Origin of the sequence: Polynucleobacter necessarius, from assembly GCF_900096765.1 — a bacterium.
GTDB classification, from domain to species: Bacteria; Pseudomonadota; Gammaproteobacteria; order Burkholderiales; family Burkholderiaceae; genus Polynucleobacter; species Polynucleobacter necessarius_F.
In genome coordinates this window covers 508,451-527,441 of sequence record NZ_LT615228.1, presented here as the reverse complement: position 1 = coordinate 527,441, position 18,991 = coordinate 508,451, and the positions used below count along the sequence as shown (strand labels likewise).

25 protein-coding genes and 1 tRNA gene are annotated in these 18,991 nt (G+C 45.9%); 8 read left to right on the top strand and 18 right to left on the bottom strand.

Annotated elements, in window-relative coordinates; genetic code table 11:
* Positions 1 to 8 precede the first annotated feature (8 nt).
* Positions 9 to 1,682, bottom strand: coding sequence for an AMP-binding protein (locus DXE33_RS02765; protein ID WP_331851792.1), 1,674 nt, complete (start codon positions 1,680 to 1,682; stop codon positions 9 to 11).
* A gap of 19 nt (positions 1,683 to 1,701) precedes the next feature.
* Positions 1,702 to 2,259, bottom strand: coding sequence for a phosphorylase family protein (locus tag DXE33_RS02760; protein ID WP_114638530.1), 558 nt, complete (start codon positions 2,257 to 2,259; stop codon positions 1,702 to 1,704).
* Between the two features lie 11 nt (positions 2,260 to 2,270).
* Here DXE33_RS02760 and DXE33_RS02755 point away from each other — a divergent pair, with 11 nt between their 5' ends.
* The gene (locus DXE33_RS02755; RefSeq protein ID WP_114638529.1) at positions 2,271 to 2,789 is read left to right on the top strand and encodes an adenine phosphoribosyltransferase; all 519 of its coding nucleotides are present in this window, start codon (positions 2,271 to 2,273) and stop codon (positions 2,787 to 2,789) included.
* Between the two features lie 5 nt (positions 2,790 to 2,794).
* Here DXE33_RS02755 and DXE33_RS02750 read toward each other — a convergent pair whose 3' ends face one another.
* The 7 genes from DXE33_RS02750 to DXE33_RS02725 form a co-directional block, all read right to left on the bottom strand.
* Entirely contained in the window at positions 2,795 to 3,076 is a 282-nt protein-coding gene (locus DXE33_RS02750; protein ID WP_114638528.1) for a YqjK family protein, read from the bottom strand.
* Positions 3,073 to 3,441: a phage holin family protein gene (locus tag DXE33_RS02745; RefSeq protein ID WP_114638527.1), complete on the bottom strand. Its 369-nt coding sequence runs from the start codon at positions 3,439 to 3,441 to the stop codon at positions 3,073 to 3,075. The genes DXE33_RS02750 and DXE33_RS02745 overlap by 4 nt, the downstream gene beginning before the upstream one ends.
* 6 nt (positions 3,442 to 3,447) lie before the next feature.
* Positions 3,448 to 3,573, bottom strand: coding sequence for a DUF883 family protein (locus tag DXE33_RS10050; RefSeq protein ID WP_231970343.1), 126 nt, complete (start codon positions 3,571 to 3,573; stop codon positions 3,448 to 3,450).
* A gap of 54 nt (positions 3,574 to 3,627) precedes the next feature.
* The gene (locus tag DXE33_RS10045) at positions 3,628 to 3,789 is read right to left on the bottom strand and encodes a DUF883 domain-containing protein (protein ID WP_231970342.1); all 162 of its coding nucleotides are present in this window, start codon (positions 3,787 to 3,789) and stop codon (positions 3,628 to 3,630) included.
* A 36-nt stretch (positions 3,790 to 3,825) separates the two neighbouring features.
* The gene (locus DXE33_RS02735) at positions 3,826 to 4,197 is read right to left on the bottom strand and encodes a Smr/MutS family protein (RefSeq protein ID WP_231970341.1); all 372 of its coding nucleotides are present in this window, start codon (positions 4,195 to 4,197) and stop codon (positions 3,826 to 3,828) included.
* Between the two features lie 121 nt (positions 4,198 to 4,318).
* A complete protein-coding gene (locus DXE33_RS02730) occupies positions 4,319 to 4,615 on the bottom strand; it encodes a hypothetical protein (RefSeq protein WP_114638526.1) in 297 nt (98 codons plus the stop codon).
* A gap of 1 nt (position 4,616) precedes the next feature.
* Complete coding sequence (locus DXE33_RS02725) at positions 4,617 to 4,796, bottom strand: helix-turn-helix domain-containing protein (protein ID WP_114638525.1); 180 nt, start codon at positions 4,794 to 4,796, stop codon at positions 4,617 to 4,619.
* A 311-nt stretch (positions 4,797 to 5,107) separates the two neighbouring features.
* Between DXE33_RS02725 and DXE33_RS02720 the strand changes: the two genes are divergently transcribed.
* Positions 5,108 to 5,536 carry a hypothetical protein gene (locus tag DXE33_RS02720; RefSeq protein WP_114638524.1) on the top strand — a complete coding sequence of 143 codons (429 nt, stop codon included), beginning with the start codon at positions 5,108 to 5,110 and terminating at the stop codon, positions 5,534 to 5,536.
* Between the two features lie 103 nt (positions 5,537 to 5,639).
* On the opposite strand, the gene DXE33_RS02715 is transcribed toward DXE33_RS02720, so the two are convergent.
* The 7 genes from DXE33_RS02715 to cysS form a co-directional block, all read right to left on the bottom strand.
* Positions 5,640 to 6,203 carry a phasin family protein gene (locus tag DXE33_RS02715; protein ID WP_114638523.1) on the bottom strand — a complete coding sequence of 188 codons (564 nt, stop codon included), beginning with the start codon at positions 6,201 to 6,203 and terminating at the stop codon, positions 5,640 to 5,642.
* Positions 6,204 to 6,425: 222 nt separating this feature from the next.
* Positions 6,426 to 6,520: transfer RNA gene (locus DXE33_RS02710), tRNA-Ser, on the bottom strand.
* A gap of 73 nt (positions 6,521 to 6,593) precedes the next feature.
* Positions 6,594 to 7,844 (bottom strand): aspartate kinase, encoded by a 1,251-nt coding sequence (locus tag DXE33_RS02705; RefSeq protein WP_114638522.1) that lies wholly within the window; start codon positions 7,842 to 7,844, stop codon positions 6,594 to 6,596.
* Positions 7,845 to 7,957: 113 nt separating this feature from the next.
* Complete coding sequence (gene tilS / locus DXE33_RS02700) at positions 7,958 to 9,268, bottom strand: tRNA lysidine(34) synthetase TilS (RefSeq protein ID WP_114638521.1); 1,311 nt, start codon at positions 9,266 to 9,268, stop codon at positions 7,958 to 7,960.
* Complete coding sequence (locus DXE33_RS02695; protein ID WP_114638520.1) at positions 9,234 to 10,205, bottom strand: acetyl-CoA carboxylase carboxyltransferase subunit alpha; 972 nt, start codon at positions 10,203 to 10,205, stop codon at positions 9,234 to 9,236. The genes tilS and DXE33_RS02695 overlap by 35 nt, the downstream gene beginning before the upstream one ends.
* A gap of 9 nt (positions 10,206 to 10,214) precedes the next feature.
* Positions 10,215 to 10,889 (bottom strand): DNA-3-methyladenine glycosylase family protein, encoded by a 675-nt coding sequence (locus DXE33_RS02690; RefSeq protein WP_114638519.1) that lies wholly within the window; start codon positions 10,887 to 10,889, stop codon positions 10,215 to 10,217.
* Entirely contained in the window at positions 10,889 to 12,307 is a 1,419-nt protein-coding gene (gene cysS, locus DXE33_RS02685; RefSeq protein ID WP_114638518.1) for a cysteine--tRNA ligase, read from the bottom strand. Before cysS ends, DXE33_RS02690 begins: the two co-directional genes overlap by 1 nt.
* Before the next feature lie 87 nt (positions 12,308 to 12,394).
* Here cysS and DXE33_RS02680 point away from each other — a divergent pair, with 87 nt between their 5' ends.
* The 3 genes from DXE33_RS02680 to DXE33_RS02670 are packed head-to-tail and all read left to right on the top strand — an operon-like array spanning position 12,395 to position 14,536.
* Entirely contained in the window at positions 12,395 to 13,276 is an 882-nt protein-coding gene (locus DXE33_RS02680) for a tetratricopeptide repeat protein (RefSeq protein WP_114638517.1), read from the top strand.
* On the top strand, positions 13,248 to 13,751 hold the full coding sequence (locus tag DXE33_RS02675; protein ID WP_114638516.1) for a peptidylprolyl isomerase: 504 nt from the start codon (positions 13,248 to 13,250) through the stop codon (positions 13,749 to 13,751). Before DXE33_RS02680 ends, DXE33_RS02675 begins: the two co-directional genes overlap by 29 nt.
* Positions 13,748 to 14,536 (top strand): UDP-2,3-diacylglucosamine diphosphatase, encoded by a 789-nt coding sequence (locus DXE33_RS02670; RefSeq protein ID WP_114638515.1) that lies wholly within the window; start codon positions 13,748 to 13,750, stop codon positions 14,534 to 14,536. Before DXE33_RS02675 ends, DXE33_RS02670 begins: the two co-directional genes overlap by 4 nt.
* Positions 14,537 to 14,573: 37 nt before the next feature.
* On the opposite strand, the gene DXE33_RS02665 is transcribed toward DXE33_RS02670, so the two are convergent.
* Positions 14,574 to 15,362, bottom strand: coding sequence for an inositol monophosphatase family protein (locus tag DXE33_RS02665; RefSeq protein WP_114638514.1), 789 nt, complete (start codon positions 15,360 to 15,362; stop codon positions 14,574 to 14,576).
* 128 nt (positions 15,363 to 15,490) lie between these two features.
* Between DXE33_RS02665 and DXE33_RS02660 the strand changes: the two genes are divergently transcribed.
* Positions 15,491 to 16,240, top strand: coding sequence for an RNA methyltransferase (locus DXE33_RS02660; RefSeq protein WP_114638513.1), 750 nt, complete (start codon positions 15,491 to 15,493; stop codon positions 16,238 to 16,240).
* A 23-nt stretch (positions 16,241 to 16,263) separates the two neighbouring features.
* Positions 16,264 to 17,022 carry a serine O-acetyltransferase gene (gene cysE / locus DXE33_RS02655; protein ID WP_114638512.1) on the top strand — a complete coding sequence of 253 codons (759 nt, stop codon included), beginning with the start codon at positions 16,264 to 16,266 and terminating at the stop codon, positions 17,020 to 17,022.
* 7 nt (positions 17,023 to 17,029) lie between these two features.
* Here the strand turns inward: cysE and DXE33_RS02650 are convergent, their stop codons facing one another.
* Positions 17,030 to 17,653, bottom strand: coding sequence for an FKBP-type peptidyl-prolyl cis-trans isomerase (locus tag DXE33_RS02650; protein WP_231970340.1), 624 nt, complete (start codon positions 17,651 to 17,653; stop codon positions 17,030 to 17,032).
* A 186-nt stretch (positions 17,654 to 17,839) separates the two neighbouring features.
* Here DXE33_RS02650 and DXE33_RS02645 point away from each other — a divergent pair, with 186 nt between their 5' ends.
* Complete coding sequence (locus tag DXE33_RS02645) at positions 17,840 to 18,964, top strand: cupin domain-containing protein (protein ID WP_231970339.1); 1,125 nt, start codon at positions 17,840 to 17,842, stop codon at positions 18,962 to 18,964.
* The last annotated feature ends 27 nt before the right edge of the window (positions 18,965 to 18,991 follow it).

The window sequence follows — 18,991 nt, the reverse complement described above, 5'->3', positions numbered from 1 at the left end:
GGCAAGCATTACAGTTTTCTGAGTTCGCGCCGCAAAATTTTTCCAACATTTGATTTGGGAAGCTCGTTGACAAGGACAATCTTGCGTGGACGCTTGTAATTGGTGAGATGCTCTTTACAGTAGTCGGTAATCTCGGCTTCAGTTAAATGATGATTTGACTTAACTACGTAAGCCTTGACGATCTCACCCAATTTGCGATGAGGTACCCCAATCACGCCGCACTCTTTTATGCCTGGTATTCTGGTGAGGACATCTTCAACATCATTGGGGAATACTTTAAATCCAGCTACGACGATCATGTCTTTTTTACGATCAACGATCTGCACGTAACCTTCGTCTGTAATTAAGCCAATGTCTCCCGATTTGAAATAGCCATCTACAGTCATGCACTGTGCAGTTTCTTGGGGTCTATTCCAGTAACCCGCCATCACTTGAGGACCATGAATACAAATCTCACCAGGAGTTCCGTGAGGCAGCTCCACTTCATCATCATCCAATATGACTACATCCGTGCCCGGAATGAGCGAGCCAATATGGTCCGTAAAACGCTTTTCTAATGGGCTGTTAACACAGACAACGGGTGATGTTTCTGACAAGCCATAACCCTGAGCGATGGGGCAAGCAGCAGTCAGAGCTTGCCAATGGTCAGCAGTCTTTTGATGAACTGCCATACCACCACCAATCGTAACCAATAGATTATTAAATTTGACCTTTTTAAACTCAGGACGGTGAATCAATGCATGAAAGAGCGTATTAACGCCTGGGAAAATATTAATGTTGGGATGTTTGATCAATAGCTTAATAAAACCATCGATATCACGCGAATTAGCAACCAAGATTAATAGAGCGCCCCTTGCAATTCCGAGCATTGCGCATGCTGTCAGCGCAAATATATGCGTCATCGGCAAAGCACATATAAATTGAAGTTGATCATTAATCCTTTTTTCTAGACCCGCCAGTAACCAAACCTCTATTTGCATGATATTAGCCAGGATATTGCGGTGTAAAAGCACTGCTCCCTTAGAAATACCGGTAGTGCCGCCGGTATATTGCAAAAAAGCAATGTCATCTAAGGTCAATTGAGGTTTTTTAAATACACGATGTCCGCCCATGTTTAGGGCTTGCCGAAAAGAAATACTCCGAATACTCCACGCAGGGACTAGTTTTTTGATCTTTCGAGCCACGAAATTGATAAGATACCCCTTAAGACCCAAAAGCTCCCCAGGACTACTCACAATGACATGCTTGATGTTGAGTTGATTCTCAATTTGCTCATAGGTATGGGCAAAGTTTTCCATCAACACCAATACAGAGGCACCACTATCTTTTAGTTGAGACTCTAACTCTCTAGCTGTGTAAAGGGGATTGATATTAACAACCACATATCCTGCACGCAAGGTACCCAACATAGCAATGACATACTCCACAACATTGGGATACATCAAAGCAACACGGGCACCCTTCTCTAATTCAAGAGTTTGCAGGTAGCTGGCAAAATCTTTAGAGAACCGATCTATTTGACGGTAGGTAAAAAATTTCCCCATAGACTCCAACGCATTGCGATTGGCGTAACGCTCAAAGCATTGTTCCAAAAAATCAGCCAATGAACCTTGAGCGGGCAAAATGATTTCCTGGGGAACACCCGCAGGATAATTTTTGAGCCAAGGTTTTGGAGTATTCAAGATGATGAGTGGAAGTGAATTAGCTCAATATCTGGCAGAGTCTATCAAGAAACAGATCTTGACCGTGATGCACTTTTTCTTGCCATTCTTTTCCAGAATTCTCATTGGCGTCATCAGTAATGTACTTATAGGACTGCCATGGAATATGGTGCTCGTGGGCACACGCTGCGATAGCAAATAATTCCATATCCACCAAATCTATACCCTGTTCGATCAGCCAAGGATCATGCGCAGTGACAAAGCTATCTCCAGTACCGCAGAAATGCTTTCCAGTAGATAAATATTGTGCAGGCTTGTTGCAAAAAGGGGTTTTTCCTCTTGGCGCCAGCGGTTCGGTATTCATATCGCGCTGTATTACTTTGGCAATATCAATTAATCCATGAAGCTCATGATTGACTTTGCCTGCTGTACCAAAATTGATAATCGAGTGCGGTTGATACTGAGCAATCGCTTTGAGAGTGTTGATGGCTGCATTGATTTTGCCAACTCCACAATAGACAATCTGCAATCCTGTCGGTAGCACATCGCGCTTGAGCTCGCTCTCTAATGCGGTGATAATCAGGTGATGGGTTTTCATATCGGCAATAAATGAATTTATTAGATTATCTACCTCGCGTGTCAGACTTTCCAAAGCCTGGAATCTTATTCAGGGATATTTCACCGCTTTTGGCTAATCCAAGCGCTTTTCAGGAGGCCATCTCCCAACTAGAGCGCATTGCCAATGGGTTTGATTACACCCATATCCTAGGAATTGAGTCACGTGGTTTTGTCTTTGGCTCAGCCCTCGCGCATAAAACCAGCAAGGGTCTAGCGCTGGCCAGAAAGCCCAATAAACTCCCTTTAGCAAGCCATCGTGAAGCATATGGATTGGAGTATGGGTCTGACTCACTGGAAATTCAGCAGTCTACTCTTCCCAAAGACGCTAGGGTTTTATTAATGGATGATGTCTTAGCCACTGGTGGCACTCTGATTGCAGCTAATAAACTGCTTCAGAAAGCGGGCTTTGAAGTATGTGGCGCCATCACGCTCTTAGAAATTACCGCGCTAGGCGGAAGTCAATTACTAGACCAAAACGGTATTAGCAATCAATCTGTCTTAAAAAGTTAAACGCACTAAATTAACTTCTTGGCAGTTTTTACAACACGCATAGCACCCCAACCCAAGGCAAGTACTTTGCTAGCTAGTTTTGGTCTGTAGTGCGCCAATGCAGCAAAAGCGCTTGTCCACAATAGTGGGTTATCTTTTAGAAAATGAAATGCATCCACACCCTTATCCGCCCACGATAGCGGTTTTTCCCAGGGTTCAAAATGGGCGGCAAATGCTTTGCGCTCAAGACTGCATTGCACTTGTAGATCAGCGCGCCTTGCATGGAGGGCTTTAGTATCGCGACTCATCTACCTAAGGCTTTGCAGTCTTTAGCAAGCTCAGAAATACTAGCCTCAAACAGCTTGGGCATTTTTCTAAGGGACTGTATAACGACTAATGCCATGATGGCGCCAATCGATAAAAATGCGCAAGTTACCAGAGTCAAGGCTAATACTCTATCAGTCTCCCAGCTGTAGATGACGATGAGTAAAGCCAACATCACTAAACCGAAAAACAAAAAGAAGAGCGCGCAAATCATGAGCACTAAAAGACGAAGGAATTGATTACGGGCAATTTGTACATCAACCGACAACAGCTCTAAACGCGTCTGCGCAATAGAGGCACCGGTAGAAGCTAAATTCTTAATAGAAGACAGCAAGTTTTCTTGTGACATAAGATCCTAGCGACGACGAATAAATAGGCCAATGAGCAAGCCAAGTCCCGCAGCAACCCCAACCGCCTCCCAAGGATTACGATGAACAAAGTCATCGGCGCCCTCTGCAACCGCCTTGGCCCTATCCGACAAGGAACCCTCAAGGTGAGAGAGGGTCTCTTTTGCTCCCGATAGTGTCTCGAGGGCTTAATTGCGAATCGAGGCAACTGCCTCACCAGAATGATCTTCAGTGGCCTGGATTAGGGCTTGCGCATCAGCCATCAGCGATTTAAATTCGCCAATTAATTGCTCTGCCCCAGTAGAGACTGGTTCTGGGCTCTTAAGATGTTCGGAATGCTTTGCAGTCATGGGACTTCCTATCGATATCCTATTGGTTCTCTTATTCTAAGCACTTCTTTGATTAGGTCCTAGAAGTAAAACAGTCATTCCGGCATTACCGCCCTTGAAATGTCTCAGATACTGCTTTAATCCTGGTCGGCGCTTAAGAAGTGATTGGTAGCTTGAACTCCCATAAGGCACATCCTCGCCAAAGTAATACTCTTCTACTCGATCCGCGTATCGATTATTTTCTAGGGCATCATGAATAGCCCATTTGATTCGACCACCAGCACCGCTTGATCCGTATCCATGAATCACGATGATGGCTTTGATGCCAAGCTCATGCAAATCCCGAATTTTTTCTGTCAAGCGATCAAGAGCATCTTCTACCTGTGGGTTGTCATGCTTAATATTGATCTCAACCGTGTCTGAGTTCAATATTGGGGGCGTGGACCCGCCACAATAGGGCATGACCCCAATATCGCGCGCGCATTTCCACAATCGGGGCACTCTGCTATTTGCGGCATCTAGCCCCCATTGTTTTCTAAAAGAAATATGCTTATGAGCAGTATTTGCCTTCTAAGACTAGGGTATCGGATGATTTGTCATCTATCATCAGATTAAGTTTTTTATGAGCGATCTCCCTGTTCTCCGATGTCTTGAGACTGCGATCAATCAAGGTTGATACATCTTTACGAATAGACGTATTGCCGTATTGTAAGCCCTTCAATGTTGATACTGCCTCAGCGGAAATTTTGCACTGCTGATTTACCAGCTCAGATGAATCCGATACGGTATTCGCATAAGCAAATGCCGCAATCGAAATGGAAGTTGCAGCTAATAGAGTCTTTTTCATCTTAATTCCTAATCTTGTGACCACAGGTTGGACAACATCCTAAATCTTTCGCCTTGGTTTTACGTAATGCGGCATATACGCTCGATTCTGAAATCTCCATCTTTCTAGCGGCCTGAGCAGCACTCAAGCCCTTACCTATTAACTCCAAGGCTTGATGTGTTTTCGGTATCTGTCGCTTCATTTTTTCTCCAAGTCTTGCCACTATATCACAACTTCACATGTTGTGAAGTTGTGAACTTTAAAAATAAATTATGACAAACCCTAATACGAGAATCGGCATAAATAAATGCTGAGATCACGCCTGAAAAGCCGTCAGATTGGGATAAAGCCAGGAATTTGCTCGGGGATAGTATGATTTGCTGATCTAAGGAGAGCTAAATATGTACCGTCTTGCATTCATTCTCGCCTTGAGTTGTGGCCTAATGGCCTGTGCCAATAACGATAAAAAAAATAAGTTCATGGGAAATTAATGACGTCTATCAGTCAACCCTCATGACCCCAAATGCTGATAACAGTGTCAGAACCTATGTTGGCCCCCCAATCAATACAGAGGATGCCAAAAACACTTACGAGATGTATCACCTCAAAGGCGATAAATCTAAGCAAGGTGTCAAATCATTTGAATTAATTGTTCAGTTGACCTATTTTGGTCAGATGCGCTATTACGAATCGGCGACCTTAAACAGCGCTCCCAGCACAGCTTTTAAAGTGGTGTCTAGAGATGCTGGTATTTGCGAAGCAAGAGGGTGTATTTTTGGAGAACTACTTTCGATTTCACTTTCTGATGCATTCTTAAAAGACAATGCGAAAAAAGGTTTTCAACTGAGTATCTCTTCCAAAGCTGGCGCTAAGAGTGATCTCTATATTCCACCCCAATATATTCAGGGTTACTTAAAAGCAGTTGATGGTATTACCTATTAATGAACAAGGCTGCCAAGCTATATTTAATGAGGCCTGGTAAGTTTGCTTGAGGCAATAAAAAACCGCCCGAAGGCGGTTTTTTTTGTAAGGCATTACAAAACTATTAGTTAGCAGCTTTGCGAGTTTTTGTAGCTGGCTTAGCAACAGCGTATTGACCTTGAATGTTTGCCAAAGCAGCATCAACACTCTTTTCAAAGTTTGCGAATGCATCAGTTGCAGTAGCGCGAACTTGATCGAACTGTTGAACTGAAGACTCGAATGCAGTTTTGAAAGCAGAAACAAAAGCTTCGGAACCAGCAGGAGCAGACTTAGTAGCTTCAGTAACGAACTTCACCAAATCATCACGTGCGTCATCGATAGATGCATCGATAACTTGAGCAACTTCTTTGTTACCGTTACGAACAACTTTGTTTACTTTAGCTTGGTATGCAGCAGCATACTTAGCAGCTTCTGGCTGAGCCAATTTAGCCAATTGTTGTGCATCCTTGATTGCTAACAACTGTGAGCTAGCATCTTGAGCAGCAGCCAATGCATCTTGAGCAGCAGCTTGGTTGATTTCTGCCAACTCTTGTGCGCTTTCAACAGCAACTTGTACCAAATTTTTAGCATTTTCTACGGCTTTAGCTTGAGCTTGAGCGATTTGATCGTTTAATTGAGTCTGGAACATGTTTAATCCTTTATGAAGTTAAGAACTACAAAATTTGTTGCGATGCACCATTGTTACAAACTTTTTGCCGTGATGCAACAATTATTTGCGGCAACGCAACATTTATTAAAAAACGCTGTTTTTAGAACATTAAAAGGGGGATTTGGGGAATTTTGGCGATTAAGGCAATAAAAAAACCACCCAATTAAGGTGGTTTTTCAAGGTGATGATTGGCAAAAATATTGGCGGAGACGAGAGGATTCGAACCTCCGATCAGAGTTTTAGCCCCGATGCTCCCTTAGCAGGGGAGTGCCTTCGACCAGCTCGGCCACGTCTCCGTATTTCTGACTATTACAACGCCCCACAGTTTAACGGATAACCGCTTTTGAGGGGGTTTTATTGCCCTTTTTCTTACTTCTGGTCTAGCTCAAATGCCTTGTGCAAAGCACGTACTGCCAATTCCATGTATTTCTCATCAATCACTACCGAGATCTTGATTTCACTGGTAGAGATCATCAAGATGTTGATGCCCTCCTCTGACAAGGTGCGGAACATCTTGCTAGCAATGCCAACGTGTGAACGCATGCCAACACCCACAACAGAAACTTTAGAAACCTTAGGGTCACCCGAAATTTCTTTTGCTTCGATGTGCGCTTGCACGGTGTTCTTCAAAATATCCAAGGCTTTTTGATAATCAGCGCGCGGCACTGTGAATGTGAAGTCCGTCTTACCATCTACGGATTGATTTTGAATAATGATGTCAACATCAATATTCGCATCGGCGATTGGGCCCAAAATCTGATAGGCGATACCTGGACGATCAGGTACTCCTAAAACGGTAATCTTCGCTTCATCACGCGCAAAGGCGATGCCGGAAATAACTGCGGCTTCCATGGTGCTGTCCTCTTCAAATGTTATCAAGGTACCTGACTTCATCTCTTGGTCTAAAGGCATCAACGGATCTGTCAATGAAGACAGAACACAGGTTTTTACTTTGTACTTCCCTGCAAACTCAACTGAGCGTATTTGTAATACCTTTGAGCCCAAGCTGGCCATCTCCAGCATTTCTTCAAAAGTAATCTTGTCTAAGCGGCGCGCATCTTCGCAGACACGAGGGTCTGTGGTGTACACACCGTCAACGTCAGTATAAATTAAACACTCATCCGCTTTCAGTGCAGCAGCCATAGCAACTGCAGAGGTATCGGAACCACCGCGACCTAATGTCGTAATGTTACCCTCAGGGTCAACCCCTTGGAATCCGGTGACTACTACTGCACGACCTGCATTGAGATCTTTCAAAATCTTATCGCTCTCAATACTCTTGATACGGGCTTTAGTAAATGCAGAATTAGTATGTACAGTTACTTGCCAACCTGCGTAACTCACTGCATCAATACCTTCACGCATCAAAGCCAATGCGAGTAAACCAGAGCTCACCTGCTCGCCTGTCGAGGCGATTTGATCTAACTCGCGTGGACTTGCATCCGGATTAATTTCTTTTGCCAAGCCGAGCAGTCGATTCGTTTCGCCTGACATTGCGGATGGAACTACGACCACTTGGTGGCCAGCGCGCATCCATTTGGCAACGCGTTTGGCAACATTCGTAATGCGCTCAACTGAGCCCATCGAGGTGCCACCATATTTATGAACGATAAGAGCCATAAAAACTGTCTATTTCACCATCTGTAACCGGGAAATACTTACCCGAGGTTCTCTTACCCGAGGTTCTTAAAAAGGCCTTATTTTACAGGGTTTTAAACCTACTCCACCCTCTCCTACCCCTCTTGCCATTCTGGCAATACCCTTGCTCCAGAATTCACGAGATGGGGATAGCTCACACCTACGCCTGCCACAGCAATGAGTTCGCCATCTATGTAGAGCAACGGCGCATCACGCTCCCAAGGTGGAATATTGCCCTCCTGAAAGAGATTTTTGAGGGTTTTACGCGGGCTATTAGGCTTAATTTGTAATTTTTCAGAACCAAGCCGTTGTTGCTGACGAATCTTGCCTTGCTCTTGAGCAGCCTTTACCCAAGCTGCCGGCAACCCAAGTAGCTTGCTTTTGGTGGGAATTGCCTTAAAAAACCACTTACCAGACTGAGTCGATGCCACTTGCAATTGCTCACGCCAGAGCCGAATACTGCGCCCGTCATGTTGCCACTCCAATTGAGCTGATGATTTGGAGTTATGCAAATCTGCCCACCAAGACTGCAGACGCTCCTGGGAAGGCATCGCCAGTTGATGAAGCCTCAGCCAGTAGCGCAAAACATTATTGGCTGCTGGCAAATCATCATTTATAGCCAACTGGAGTAGCGGCTTAATCGCCAATCTTGTCTCTACGTTTACTTTAATCAAAATGGCTTTGCCATCTGCAACTGCCAGACGATCGAGTAATGACTGCGCTTGAGCGAGTAAATGAGCGCTACGAGCCAGATTGGCAATGGCCTCTGGTTGAATTTTTTCCAGCCTGGGCATGATGTCTTTGCGAATCGCATTTCGTTTGTATTTGCGACTTTGATTACTGGGGTCCTCTATCCAATCAAGCCGATGTACTTTTGCGTACGCTTCTAACTCGGCTTTACTTTGGCTAAGTAAAGGACGCCACAATCGAATGGTCGTTTGCCCTGATGGTAGTTGACGTTCAGAAGGCATACCAACTAAGCCAGCAATACCAGAGCCGCGTAGTAATTGTAAGAGCACGGTTTCTGCTTGATCATTCTGATGGTGTGCCAAAAGCAAATCGTGGATGCCATACTCTTCGCAAAGCTCGGTGAGAGCCTCATAACGCGCAGCCCTAGCCCGTGCTTCAATATTTCCAGGATTATTTACGATATCAATATGCAATAGTCGAAAATCAAAATGCACTCGATATTTTTTAGCCAGCTTCTCGCAAAAAATGAGCCAATCATCGGCCGGCTTTTGTAAGCCATGATGAATATGGAAGACAAAAATTTCTGTGGTTTTGTTGTTAGCTTGCGCTTTACAAACAGTATCCAGCAGCACAACCGAATCGAGGCCACCACTTAAGGCAACCGCAATTCGATTTGTAGTCTTAAGACTTGTCTGTGATTTCCTTGAACTTGCCATAACTCATTAGACGCTCATGGCGACGCTCAAGCAAGGCATCCGTTTTCATGCCCTCAAAGGTTTTTAAAGACTCAGCAAGTGCTTTACGCATATTGTTCATCATGACATCGTAATCACGATGTGCGCCACCGATAGGCTCAGCAACAATCTTGTCAATGAGACCCAGCGCCTTGAGCCGCTGAGCGGTTAAGCCAAGCTGCTCTGCAGCCTCAGAGGCTTTGTCGGCCGTCTTCCAAAGAATAGAGGCGCAGCCTTCAGGAGAAATGACTGAGTAGGTAGAGTTTTGTAACATGAGCACCACATCGCCCATGGCAATCGCTAGCGCTCCACCTGAGCCGCCCTCACCAATAATCGTCGCGATGATCGGCACCTCCAGCTCTGCTTGAACATAGAGGTTGCGACCGATGGCTTCGGACTGATTACGCTCCTCAGCATCAATCCCCGGAAATGCACCTGGTGTATCGACAAAAGTAAATACTGGAATGCCGAACTTTTCTGCAAGACGCATCAAGCGCATTGCTTTGCGATAACCTTCGGGACGACTCATTCCGAAGTTGCGCAGTGCACGCTCTTTGGTATCACGACCTTTTTGATGGCCAATCACCATACAAGGCTGTCCGTCAAAACGCGCCAAGCCGCCAATAATAGATTGATCATCAGCAAAAGTACGATCGCCATGTAATTCATGGAAGTCTGTAAATAAGGCACCAACATAATCCAAGGTATAGGGACGTTGTGGATGGCGCGCAACTTGCGATACTTGCCAAGGAGTTAAGTTTGCGTAGACATCTTTAGTTAGCTGAAGGCTTTTTTCAGACAGCGTTTTGATCTCATCGGAGATATCTACCGATGATTCATCTTGCACAAAACGCAGCTCTTCAATCTTTGACTCTAATTCGGCGATTGGCTGCTCAAAATCCAGGAAAGTCGTTTTCATAGTCAGATTTTAATATTCAACCGGGATGGGGTCGATACTTCTCCACATATACCAGGTGGCAACCGTACGCCACGGGGCCCAATTGGCTGCCACCTCCCTCGCTTCATGGCGGCTCACAGGCTCACCACTAAAGTAATTGAGGGAAATAGCCTTAATTAGACCAACATCATCTAAGGGGAGGATATTAGGGCGAACCATATTAAAAATCAGGAACATTTCCGCCGTCCAACGTCCAATACCCCGAATCGAGCTCAATTCCTTGATGACACTCTCGTCATCCATGTCCTTCCACTGATTTGCATGTAAACGCCCTGAATCAAAGTGATCTGCTAGGTCTCGAATGTATTCAACTTTGCGCCCCGATAATCCTGCAGCGCGCAATTCCTCAACAGTAAGTGCCAAAATATTTTTGGGGTTGACCTTTTTCTTGCTAGCCAACAACACCCGATCCCAAACTGCTTGCGCAGCTGCAACCGAAATTTGCTGACCCACAATTGCTCTAGCTAGAGTGGTAAATGGATCCCCACGGGTTACCAAAAATCCTGATCCATACTTAGGGATCAGTTTTTTCAAAATGCGATCGTGCTTCATCAATTCACTGCAAGCTTGCTCCCAATAGGGTGGTGCAACTTCTTGCAAAATGGATTGATCTGGTTTTTCTGTTTTTTGTTTTACAGCGCTCATTAAGCCCTACGCCATTCTGTAATACCGCCAGGCTTGTCTTCCAAGACAATGCCCTGCTCTAATAATGATTTACGAATCATGTCCGCCTTTGCAAAGTCTTTTGCTTGCTTTGCTGCTACACGTGCAGCGATCTCTTGCTCAATCTGATCCGCAGTTAAGCCACCCTCATCTTTGCTACCTGCCTGCAAAAAGGATGTTGGATCACGTTGCAAGAAATTAAGCGCACCACCTAAACTTTTGAGAATACCAGCAAGGCGTGACTTTTCATCTCCTTGCGCACGGTTTACTTCGCTAGCTAAGTCAAACAAAACAGCAATCGCCTCAGGCGTATTGAAGTCATCATTCATAGCATCAGCAAAGCGCTTTGCCCAAGGATGATTGACACCCGTCACAGTTTGAGAAGTCGGTACATGTGCTAGTGCAGTATAGAGACGAACTAATCCAGAGCGCGCCTCTTCAAGTTGTGCATCACTATAGTTAATGGGGCTACGATAATGTGCTTTGAGCATAAAAAAGCGCAAGATTTCTGGATCAAAGCTTTTGAGCACATCCCGAATTAAAAAGAAATTACCCAAGGATTTGGACATCTTCTCTTCGTTTACACGTATATGTCCGTTATGCATCCAATAATTGACAAACGGCGCATCATCCTCATTTCGATTTTGTCCATATAAGGCACCTTCGCTTTGCGCAATTTCATTTTCGTGATGAGGAAATTGAAGGTCAGCACCGCCACCGTGGATATCAAAATGCTCACCGAGCAAATCACATGACATTGCTGAACACTCAATGTGCCAACCTGGACGCCCCTCACCCCAAGGCGAGCTCCAGCGTGTATCAGCAGGCTCTTCTGGCTTCGCGCTTTTCCACAAAACAAAATCGAGCGGATCACGTTTACCACCGCCAACGGCAACTCGCTCACCCGCATTGAGTTCATCTAAAGTTTTTCCAGAAAGCTGACCGTAACGCGGCAATAAACGTACGGCAAAGTTCACATCACCATCGTCACCTTGATAAGCCAACTCTTTTTCAATCAGCTTACCAATCATGCCTTGCATCTGTTTGATGAAATCCGTAGCCCGCGGCTCTTGATCGGGATGCATCAGCCCCAACTCATCGGAATCGGCATGCATGGCATCAATAAAGCGATTGGTAAGCGCTGCAATCGGTTCACCGTTTTCTAGAGCACGGTTGATGATCTTGTCATCGATATCGGTGATGTTGCGCACATACAGAACCTCATAACCGCTTGCGCGAAGCCAGCGAACCACCATATCAAAGACAATCATGACCCTGGCATGACCAATATGACAAAAGTCATAAACCGTCATCCCGCAGACATACATCTTCACCTTGCCAGGCACGATGGGCTTAAAAACCTGTTTTGAACGGCTCAGAGTGTTATAGATTTGCAGCATAGGGCTATAAAGGTGAGGCAAGTAGCGCCAATTTGTTAGACTGAGCGCTGAGTATATCGAATGAGTCCGTTTTTCACCCCCGCCCTTATGTTTGTCACCCTCAAAGTACCAACCCCCACCTTTTTAAATGCTTTTACGCTGTTGACCAGCCTTTGGCTACTAGCAGGCTGCAGTACGACCGCCCAGCAACAAGCCAGTGCTGAAGTTGCAGCAGTAGAAAAGCAAGAAGCCCTTGCACCTGGAGCAAAAAGTCAGGCCTATCTGGGTTCTTACACCCCGGGGGACCCTCCGCGACTCTCCAACAATGAACCATATGACCCCTTAAACCCACAGCTTTCTGAAACTGTTGGGGTGCCATTTTTATCCTTCTTAATTATTGAGCCAGATCCTGTTACCAAAAACGCTGTGCCATCCGATGTTGAGCGCTTAGTAAAAGCACGCAAATATCCTGAAGCGATTGACTTGATTAATGCCCAACTCAAAAAGACCCCTCGTAATGTTCAATTGCGTTTTGTTAAAGCCCGTCTGCAATTAGAAATGCGTCAATTAGATCAAGCCAAGAAATCCTTAATTGAAATTACCCAACAATTTCCAGAGCTACCAGAACCCTATAACAATCTTGCCGCCATCTCTGCTAATCAAGGTAACTGGATTGAGGCAAGAGATTACCTAGAGCTAGCCTTAAAACTCAGGCCCAGTTACACCACTGCTGCCGCTAACTTGGGCGAAGTCTATATCCGTCTTGGCGCAAAAGCCTATGAGGATGCCGCCAGCAGCGCTCAACTGAACCAGCGTCAGTACACTCAGCGAGCAAAAGCCCTATTAGAGCTTTTAAAGCCTCAAGCTAAACGCCCTTTTGTCCGCACTTCAGCGAGCAATACGGATGAGGCATCTCCAATGACTATTCCATCTACCAACCCTACAGAAAGCAAATCAAACAATGGCGAAAGTACTTCTAAAAACCAATAAAGGCGACATCACTCCCACGCTAGATGCTGCTAAAGCACCTAAGAGTGTTGCGAACTTCTTGCAATACGTCAAAAGTGGCTATTACGACGACACCATTTTTCATCGTGTGATTAATAACTTCATGATTCAAGGTGGCGGCATGACTGCTGGTATGAAACAAAAGCCCACTGGTGCTGAAATTGAAAATGAAGCAAATAATGGTCTCAAAAATGAGCGTGGCACGATTGCGATGGCCCGGACGAGTGATCCCCACTCTGCAACCGCGCAATTCTTTATCAACGTCAATGACAATGATTTTTTAAATCACACTGCGCCAAACGCTCAGGGTTGGGGCTATGCCGTATTTGGCAAAGTAAGTGATGGCATGGATGTGGTCGATATCATTCGCAAAGTTAAAACTGGCAATACTGGCTTTCACCAAGATGTACCGACTGAAGATGTTGTGATTGAGAAAGCGACTGTTCTCGAGGAATGATCCCGAAACACGCGAGCGCCTTGCTCATCTCAGATTTACACTTGACGCCGTCAATGCCATTGACGGCGCAACGTTTTTTTGACTTTTGTGAAAAGGATGCGCCTCAAGTAGAGGCTGTTTTTATTCTAGGTGACTTATTTGAATACTGGGTTGGTGATGATGCTTCATCTCAATCCCCATTTCAGCAAGAAGTCAAAAACGCGCTTGCCAAGCTTGCTAGCAAAACCAAAACGTATTACCTGCATGGCAATCGAGATTTTTTAATTGGTTCCAACTACCTGAAAAGGACTGGTATGAGCTTATTGCCAGACCCTTGTGTGGCTGAGATTGCTGGCACCCAATACCTACTCTCCCACGGTGATTCCTTGTGTACTGCCGACGTAGGCTATCAATTGTTTCGTACTTGGGTCAGAAAGCCCTGGGTACAGAAGTTATTTTTAAGCCTACCGCTGACATGGCGTCGCTCTATTGCGAATCAACTTCGCAGTAATAGCCATGCGCAATATCAACGAAGCGTAAATTCATCAGCAAGACATCAGCAAATCAAAACTGATGTCACAAAGACGGCCTGTGCGGCAGTATTGCGTGCCCAGAGCGTAGATAAACTAATACATGGGCACACCCACTTACCAGGCCATCACCAAGAGCAATTGGGCGAACAAAGCTGGCAACGCTGGGTCTTGTCTGATTGGGATTTAGACCACACCCCAGGCGCTCGCGCCAGAGCGAATGCTTTGCTGATTAACGCACAAGGCGTATACGCAGTGGACTTGCTGAAATCGTAAACTGAGTCAAAGTGCAGGGATTGCTCCTTGCACTGATTTACGAAGCAGAATATTGAGAGAGGCACTGCACCATCTGTGCATAAATTCGGGGGTTAGCTGCCATCACTTCACCACTTTGAAGAAAGCCCTCTTCTCCACGGTAGTTACCAACCAAGCCGCCTGCCTCAGTAATCAATAAAGCACCTGCTGCCATATCCCATGGCTTGAGATCACTCTCAAAGAATCCATCGTAGCGGCCAGCAGCGACATAAGCGAGATCCAAAGAAGCGGCACCAGGACGACGCAAGCCAGCACATTGTCGTGACATGAGCGCAAATATCTTGAGGTACTTTTCTAAATCCTGATCTTCGCGATAGGGAAAGCCAGTGCCAATTAAGGAATTAGCCAAACGATCTTGTGTGCCAACACGTAAACGTCGACGATCTAAATAGGCACCCGCACCACGAGTGGCAGTAAAGAGCTCATCGCGCGTGGGGTCGTAAACAACGGCCTGTTGCGTTACTCCGTTTACCGCTAGTGCAATAGATACTGCATATTGCGGAAAGCCATGAATAAAGTTGGTAGTGCCATCGAGCGGATCGATGATCCAAACATTTTCAGCGTCAGTATTGTGTTCGCCAGTCTCTTCAGCCAAAAATCCATGGGTTGGATAAGCCTCGCTAAGTGTTTCAATGATCGCCGCTTCTGCGGCTTTGTCCACCTCAGTCACAAAATCATTGTGCTGTTTGCGATCTATCTGGAGTCGCTCTAAATTCAGAGAAGCGCGATTGATAACGGTTCCAGCGCGACGGGCGGCCTTGATGGCCACATTTAACATGGGATGCATAGTATTGGCGGACAAACTAAATAAGAACGAGCCTGTTATATTGCCTAAATATTGCCTAAATAGCACGACAACGACAATATGTAGCTAAAACCCTGATTCTAAACGATTTACGTATCATCCAGAAAGCCATGGATCTTAAGCAATCCGATTTAATCCGCTGGACCCTTGTAGAAACTAGCCATCCCGGCAATGTGGGCTCTGCTGCAAGAGCCCTCAAAACCATGGGATTTGGTGACTTGCGCTTAGTCAAACCCAAGACCCAAGCAATCGCGCAAGAGGCCGAAGCGATTGCTCTAGCAAGTGGTGCTCAAGATGTGCTGGAAGCCTCCGAGGAATTTGACTCTCTTGAGCAGGCAGTTGCTGGATGCTCTTTGGTCATTGGACTTACCAGTCGCGATCGTGAATTCGGGCCGCCCGCTCTAGACTGGCCTTCTGCACAAAAGCTCATTACTCAAACCACCCAAACTCAAGCTCAGGTGGCGATAGTTTTCGGGCCAGAGAGAACTGGTCTTGAAAACCATCACCTATCGTTGTGTACTCATCGTGTCTGGTTAGAAGCCAACCCCGATTATCCTTCTCTTAACCTTGCTCAAGCCCTCATGGTGTGCGCGTATACGCTCAGAGAGGCCCTACAGGGCCAGCAATTTACTGGTGCAGGTACCACAAGCGAGCCCGCGGCTGATTTAGCCGATCCAGCGGCAATAGCCGCCATGCTCGAACATTGGCGTGAAGGCCTGATAGCGATTGACTATTTAGATCCAAACAACCCGAAAAAACTCATGCCCCGCTTACAAGCGCTATTTGCCCGCTCGCGGCTTCAAAAAGAAGAGATTGATCTGCTGCGAGGCATCGCCAAACAGATGCTCCTGAGAAAATAAGCCAGCACCGTTAAAATCCCCTTATGTTTAATTCCCTTTTCGACCAAGTCGACTCCATCATCGTTCGAGACCCAGCAGCCAGAAACCGTCTTGAGGTCATTACCTGCTATCAAGGCTTGCATGCTGTGTGGTTCCATCGCATCGCGCATTTTTTATGGAACCTAGGTCTCAAATGGATTGCGCGCGTGCTCTCGATGATTTCTCGCTTTATTACGGGTATTGAAATTCATCCAGGCGCAAAAATCGGGCGTAGAGTGTTTTTAGATCACGGCCTTGGCATCGTCATTGGTGAGACGACAGAAATTGGTGATGACTGCACTATCTATCAAGGCGTCACTTTAGGCGGTACTTCTTTGTATAAAGGCGTAAAGCGTCACCCCACTCTAGGCAAAGGTGTTGTGGTGAGTGCTGGCGCAAAAGTACTTGGCAGCTTTACTGTTGGAGATGGGGCTCGCATTAGTTCGAACGCGGTGGTGTTAAAGGAGATTCCTGCTGGTGCTACTGCGGTCGGCATTCCTGCGCGTGTCTTACATCCAGATCTTCCGCAAAGCGGCGATAGCAAAACCAAAGAATATTTTTCTGCTTATGGCGTCACGCCCAATGTGGATGACCCGGTATCCATGGCTCTCAAAGGCTTAATTGATGCCACAATTGAGCAAGAAGCCAAAATTACTCAACTAGAAAATGCGCTAGCCAAATTAAGCAACTTGCCAACAGAGTCTAGCTCTAGCAGCGATACCAAGCGTGATCTGGGCGCCATGAAAGAATGGCTGAAGGAATAAAGCGAGATTAATGTAGCGTTCTTGTGGCTGGGTTTTGCAAACCTAAGGCGCGCTCTAAAAAATCTTCGTCATCGGCATCATCTGATTCATCAGATTCGTCATTGGGCATTCCGAAGATAAAGTTCTCACCACCTTTGGGATGGCGATTTTCAATTTCATCCTCAGTCGCAGCACACACATCTTCTACCTGGACCCAAAAACGCAAAGCCATACCAGCCAATGGATGATTGCCATCCAACACTACCTGATTATCAGCAACGTCAGTCACGGTGTAAATTAAAGGCTCCTCATCTGCATCGCTATCTTCTGCAACAGCATTAGCATCTTCTGCATCAGAATCTGGAACACCTTCAAATTGCATACCCCCCTCCAATGGCTCTGAAAAGCGTGCGCGCGGCTCAATCTTGAGTAACTCTGGGTCATACTCACCAAATGCTTCATTAGGCTCTAGCTGAATCGTAGTCTCATAGCCAATATCTTGACCATCCAGTAAAGATTCAATTTTTGGAAAAGTACCTTCATAACCACCGTGCAGGTATACCATCGGGGAATCCGGTTCCTCGATGACATTATTTTGAGCATCGGTTAACTTGTATCGGAGAGATACGATGGTATTTTTTTCAATCTTCATGCGTAATTTATCGAACATTCGTTTTTAATGACTGGCTAACACCCGTTTTTTTGACCATCTCACAACAGCCTTTTATTTATGACCTCATTTTACTTGAGCAAACCCTATCAGCCGCCACAGGCACCCCAAAATCTGCCTTTGAATGAGCCGTGGGCCCTATTAGGGGGGTTAAGCCCCAATCAGTTCATGACACGCTATTGGCATAAAAAACCCCTGCTAGTGCGTGGCGCTATTCCAGCCTTTGAGCTCTTATCGAATGATCGAGAGCGTTTAGACAGCCCGATTTCCTATAAAGAGCTGGTCCAGCTGGCCAGTCAAGATGCCGTTGAATCGCGCCTCATCAAATCAAAGCCTTGGAGCTTTGATCATGGGCCGTTTGCCAAAAAATCGATTCCTCAAATAAATCAGTTGAACTGGACGCTCTTGCTTCAAGGCATGGAGGCGCACCATCCTGCCGCAGCAAAAATACTCTCTTGGTTTCGCTTTATTCCAGATGCGCGCCTAGATGACTTAATGGTCAGCATTGCCGGTATCGGCGGTGGTGTAGGACCCCACTTTGACTCCTATGATGTCTTTTTGATTCAAATGTCTGGGCGCCGACAGTGGCGCATCTCCAGCCAAACAGATCTCTCTTTAAACCCCAATCTACCCTTGAAGATTTTGAACCATTTTCAATGCGAACAAGAGTGGGTTTTAGAGCCTGGAGACATGCTCTACTTGCCACCTCATATTGCGCATGACGGCATTGCGTTAGATGCTGGATGCCAAACTTGGTCCGTGGGTTTTCGCTCTCCAAGCATCAAAGAGTTACTCCAAGAGGGATTGTGGAGGCTTGCTGAATCCTTGGAAAATATTCCCGAGCTTGAGCGTAAATTTGCCGACCCCAAGCAAGAGGCTACAGCGCATGCAGAGCAGCTTCCGCAAGAGCTCATTATTCAGCTTTCAGAACAGTTAAAAGAACTGGGCTTAGATCAAATTGAGCGCTTTTTGCCAGGGGTCTGCGCTTATTTGTCCGAACCCAAGCCACAGGCCCTTTTTGATGTGTCTCCCAAGCTACTAACTGTTAACGGCTTTAGTAAAAAATTATCCAAGAAGGCCTTACTGGCACACCCCCAAACCCGCATTTTGAGCCTTGGAAAGCAGGTTTTTTGCAATGGAGAAAACATGACTCAGGGGCAATCCTCTGAAGTGATCAAGGCTTGGCAAAGTCTCTCGGCAAAAAAAATGCTCACTCCCCAAAAGCTGGGCAAAATCGATCAATCTAGCCTATTTGAGGCATACCTTGCAGCTTGGTTGATTTTTGAAGAGTGATTAAGAGTGATTGAGAGGATGGCTATA

Bases quoted from the DNA above. Each gene is read 5' to 3' on its own strand.
- DXE33_RS02645 (WP_231970339.1), top strand. From the start codon at position 17,840: ATGACACGCTATTGGCATAAAAAACCCCTGCTAGTGCGTGGCGCTATT.
- DXE33_RS02650 (WP_231970340.1), bottom strand. From the start codon at position 17,653: ATGAAGATTGAAAAAAATACCATCGTATCTCTCCGATACAAGTTAACC.
- DXE33_RS02755 (WP_114638529.1), top strand. From the start codon at position 2,271: ATGAATTTATTAGATTATCTACCTCGCGTGTCAGACTTTCCAAAGCCT.
- DXE33_RS02665 (WP_114638514.1), bottom strand. From the start codon at position 15,362: ATGCATCCCATGTTAAATGTGGCCATCAAGGCCGCCCGTCGCGCTGGA.
- DXE33_RS02745 (WP_114638527.1), bottom strand. From the start codon at position 3,441: ATGTCACAAGAAAACTTGCTGTCTTCTATTAAGAATTTAGCTTCTACC.
- tilS (WP_114638521.1), bottom strand. From the start codon at position 9,268: ATGGCAAGTTCAAGGAAATCACAGACAAGTCTTAAGACTACAAATCGA.
- DXE33_RS02725 (WP_114638525.1), bottom strand. From the start codon at position 4,796: ATGAAGCGACAGATACCGAAAACACATCAAGCCTTGGAGTTAATAGGT.
- DXE33_RS02690 (WP_114638519.1), bottom strand. From the start codon at position 10,889: ATGAGCGCTGTAAAACAAAAAACAGAAAAACCAGATCAATCCATTTTG.
- DXE33_RS02715 (WP_114638523.1), bottom strand. From the start codon at position 6,203: ATGTTCCAGACTCAATTAAACGATCAAATCGCTCAAGCTCAAGCTAAA.
- DXE33_RS02705 (WP_114638522.1), bottom strand. From the start codon at position 7,844: ATGGCTCTTATCGTTCATAAATATGGTGGCACCTCGATGGGCTCAGTT.
- DXE33_RS02675 (WP_114638516.1), top strand. From the start codon at position 13,248: ATGGCGAAAGTACTTCTAAAAACCAATAAAGGCGACATCACTCCCACG.
- DXE33_RS02720 (WP_114638524.1), top strand. From the start codon at position 5,108: ATGACCCCAAATGCTGATAACAGTGTCAGAACCTATGTTGGCCCCCCA.
- DXE33_RS02680 (WP_114638517.1), top strand. From the start codon at position 12,395: ATGTTTGTCACCCTCAAAGTACCAACCCCCACCTTTTTAAATGCTTTT.
- cysE (WP_114638512.1), top strand. From the start codon at position 16,264: ATGTTTAATTCCCTTTTCGACCAAGTCGACTCCATCATCGTTCGAGAC.
- DXE33_RS02760 (WP_114638530.1), bottom strand. From the start codon at position 2,259: ATGAAAACCCATCACCTGATTATCACCGCATTAGAGAGCGAGCTCAAG.
- cysS (WP_114638518.1), bottom strand. From the start codon at position 12,307: ATGCTGCAAATCTATAACACTCTGAGCCGTTCAAAACAGGTTTTTAAG.
- DXE33_RS10045 (WP_231970342.1), bottom strand. From the start codon at position 3,789: ATGACTGCAAAGCATTCCGAACATCTTAAGAGCCCAGAACCAGTCTCT.
- DXE33_RS02660 (WP_114638513.1), top strand. From the start codon at position 15,491: ATGGATCTTAAGCAATCCGATTTAATCCGCTGGACCCTTGTAGAAACT.
- DXE33_RS02750 (WP_114638528.1), bottom strand. From the start codon at position 3,076: ATGAGTCGCGATACTAAAGCCCTCCATGCAAGGCGCGCTGATCTACAA.
- DXE33_RS02730 (WP_114638526.1), bottom strand. From the start codon at position 4,615: ATGAAAAAGACTCTATTAGCTGCAACTTCCATTTCGATTGCGGCATTT.
- DXE33_RS02695 (WP_114638520.1), bottom strand. From the start codon at position 10,205: ATGAAAACGACTTTCCTGGATTTTGAGCAGCCAATCGCCGAATTAGAG.
- DXE33_RS02670 (WP_114638515.1), top strand. From the start codon at position 13,748: ATGATCCCGAAACACGCGAGCGCCTTGCTCATCTCAGATTTACACTTG.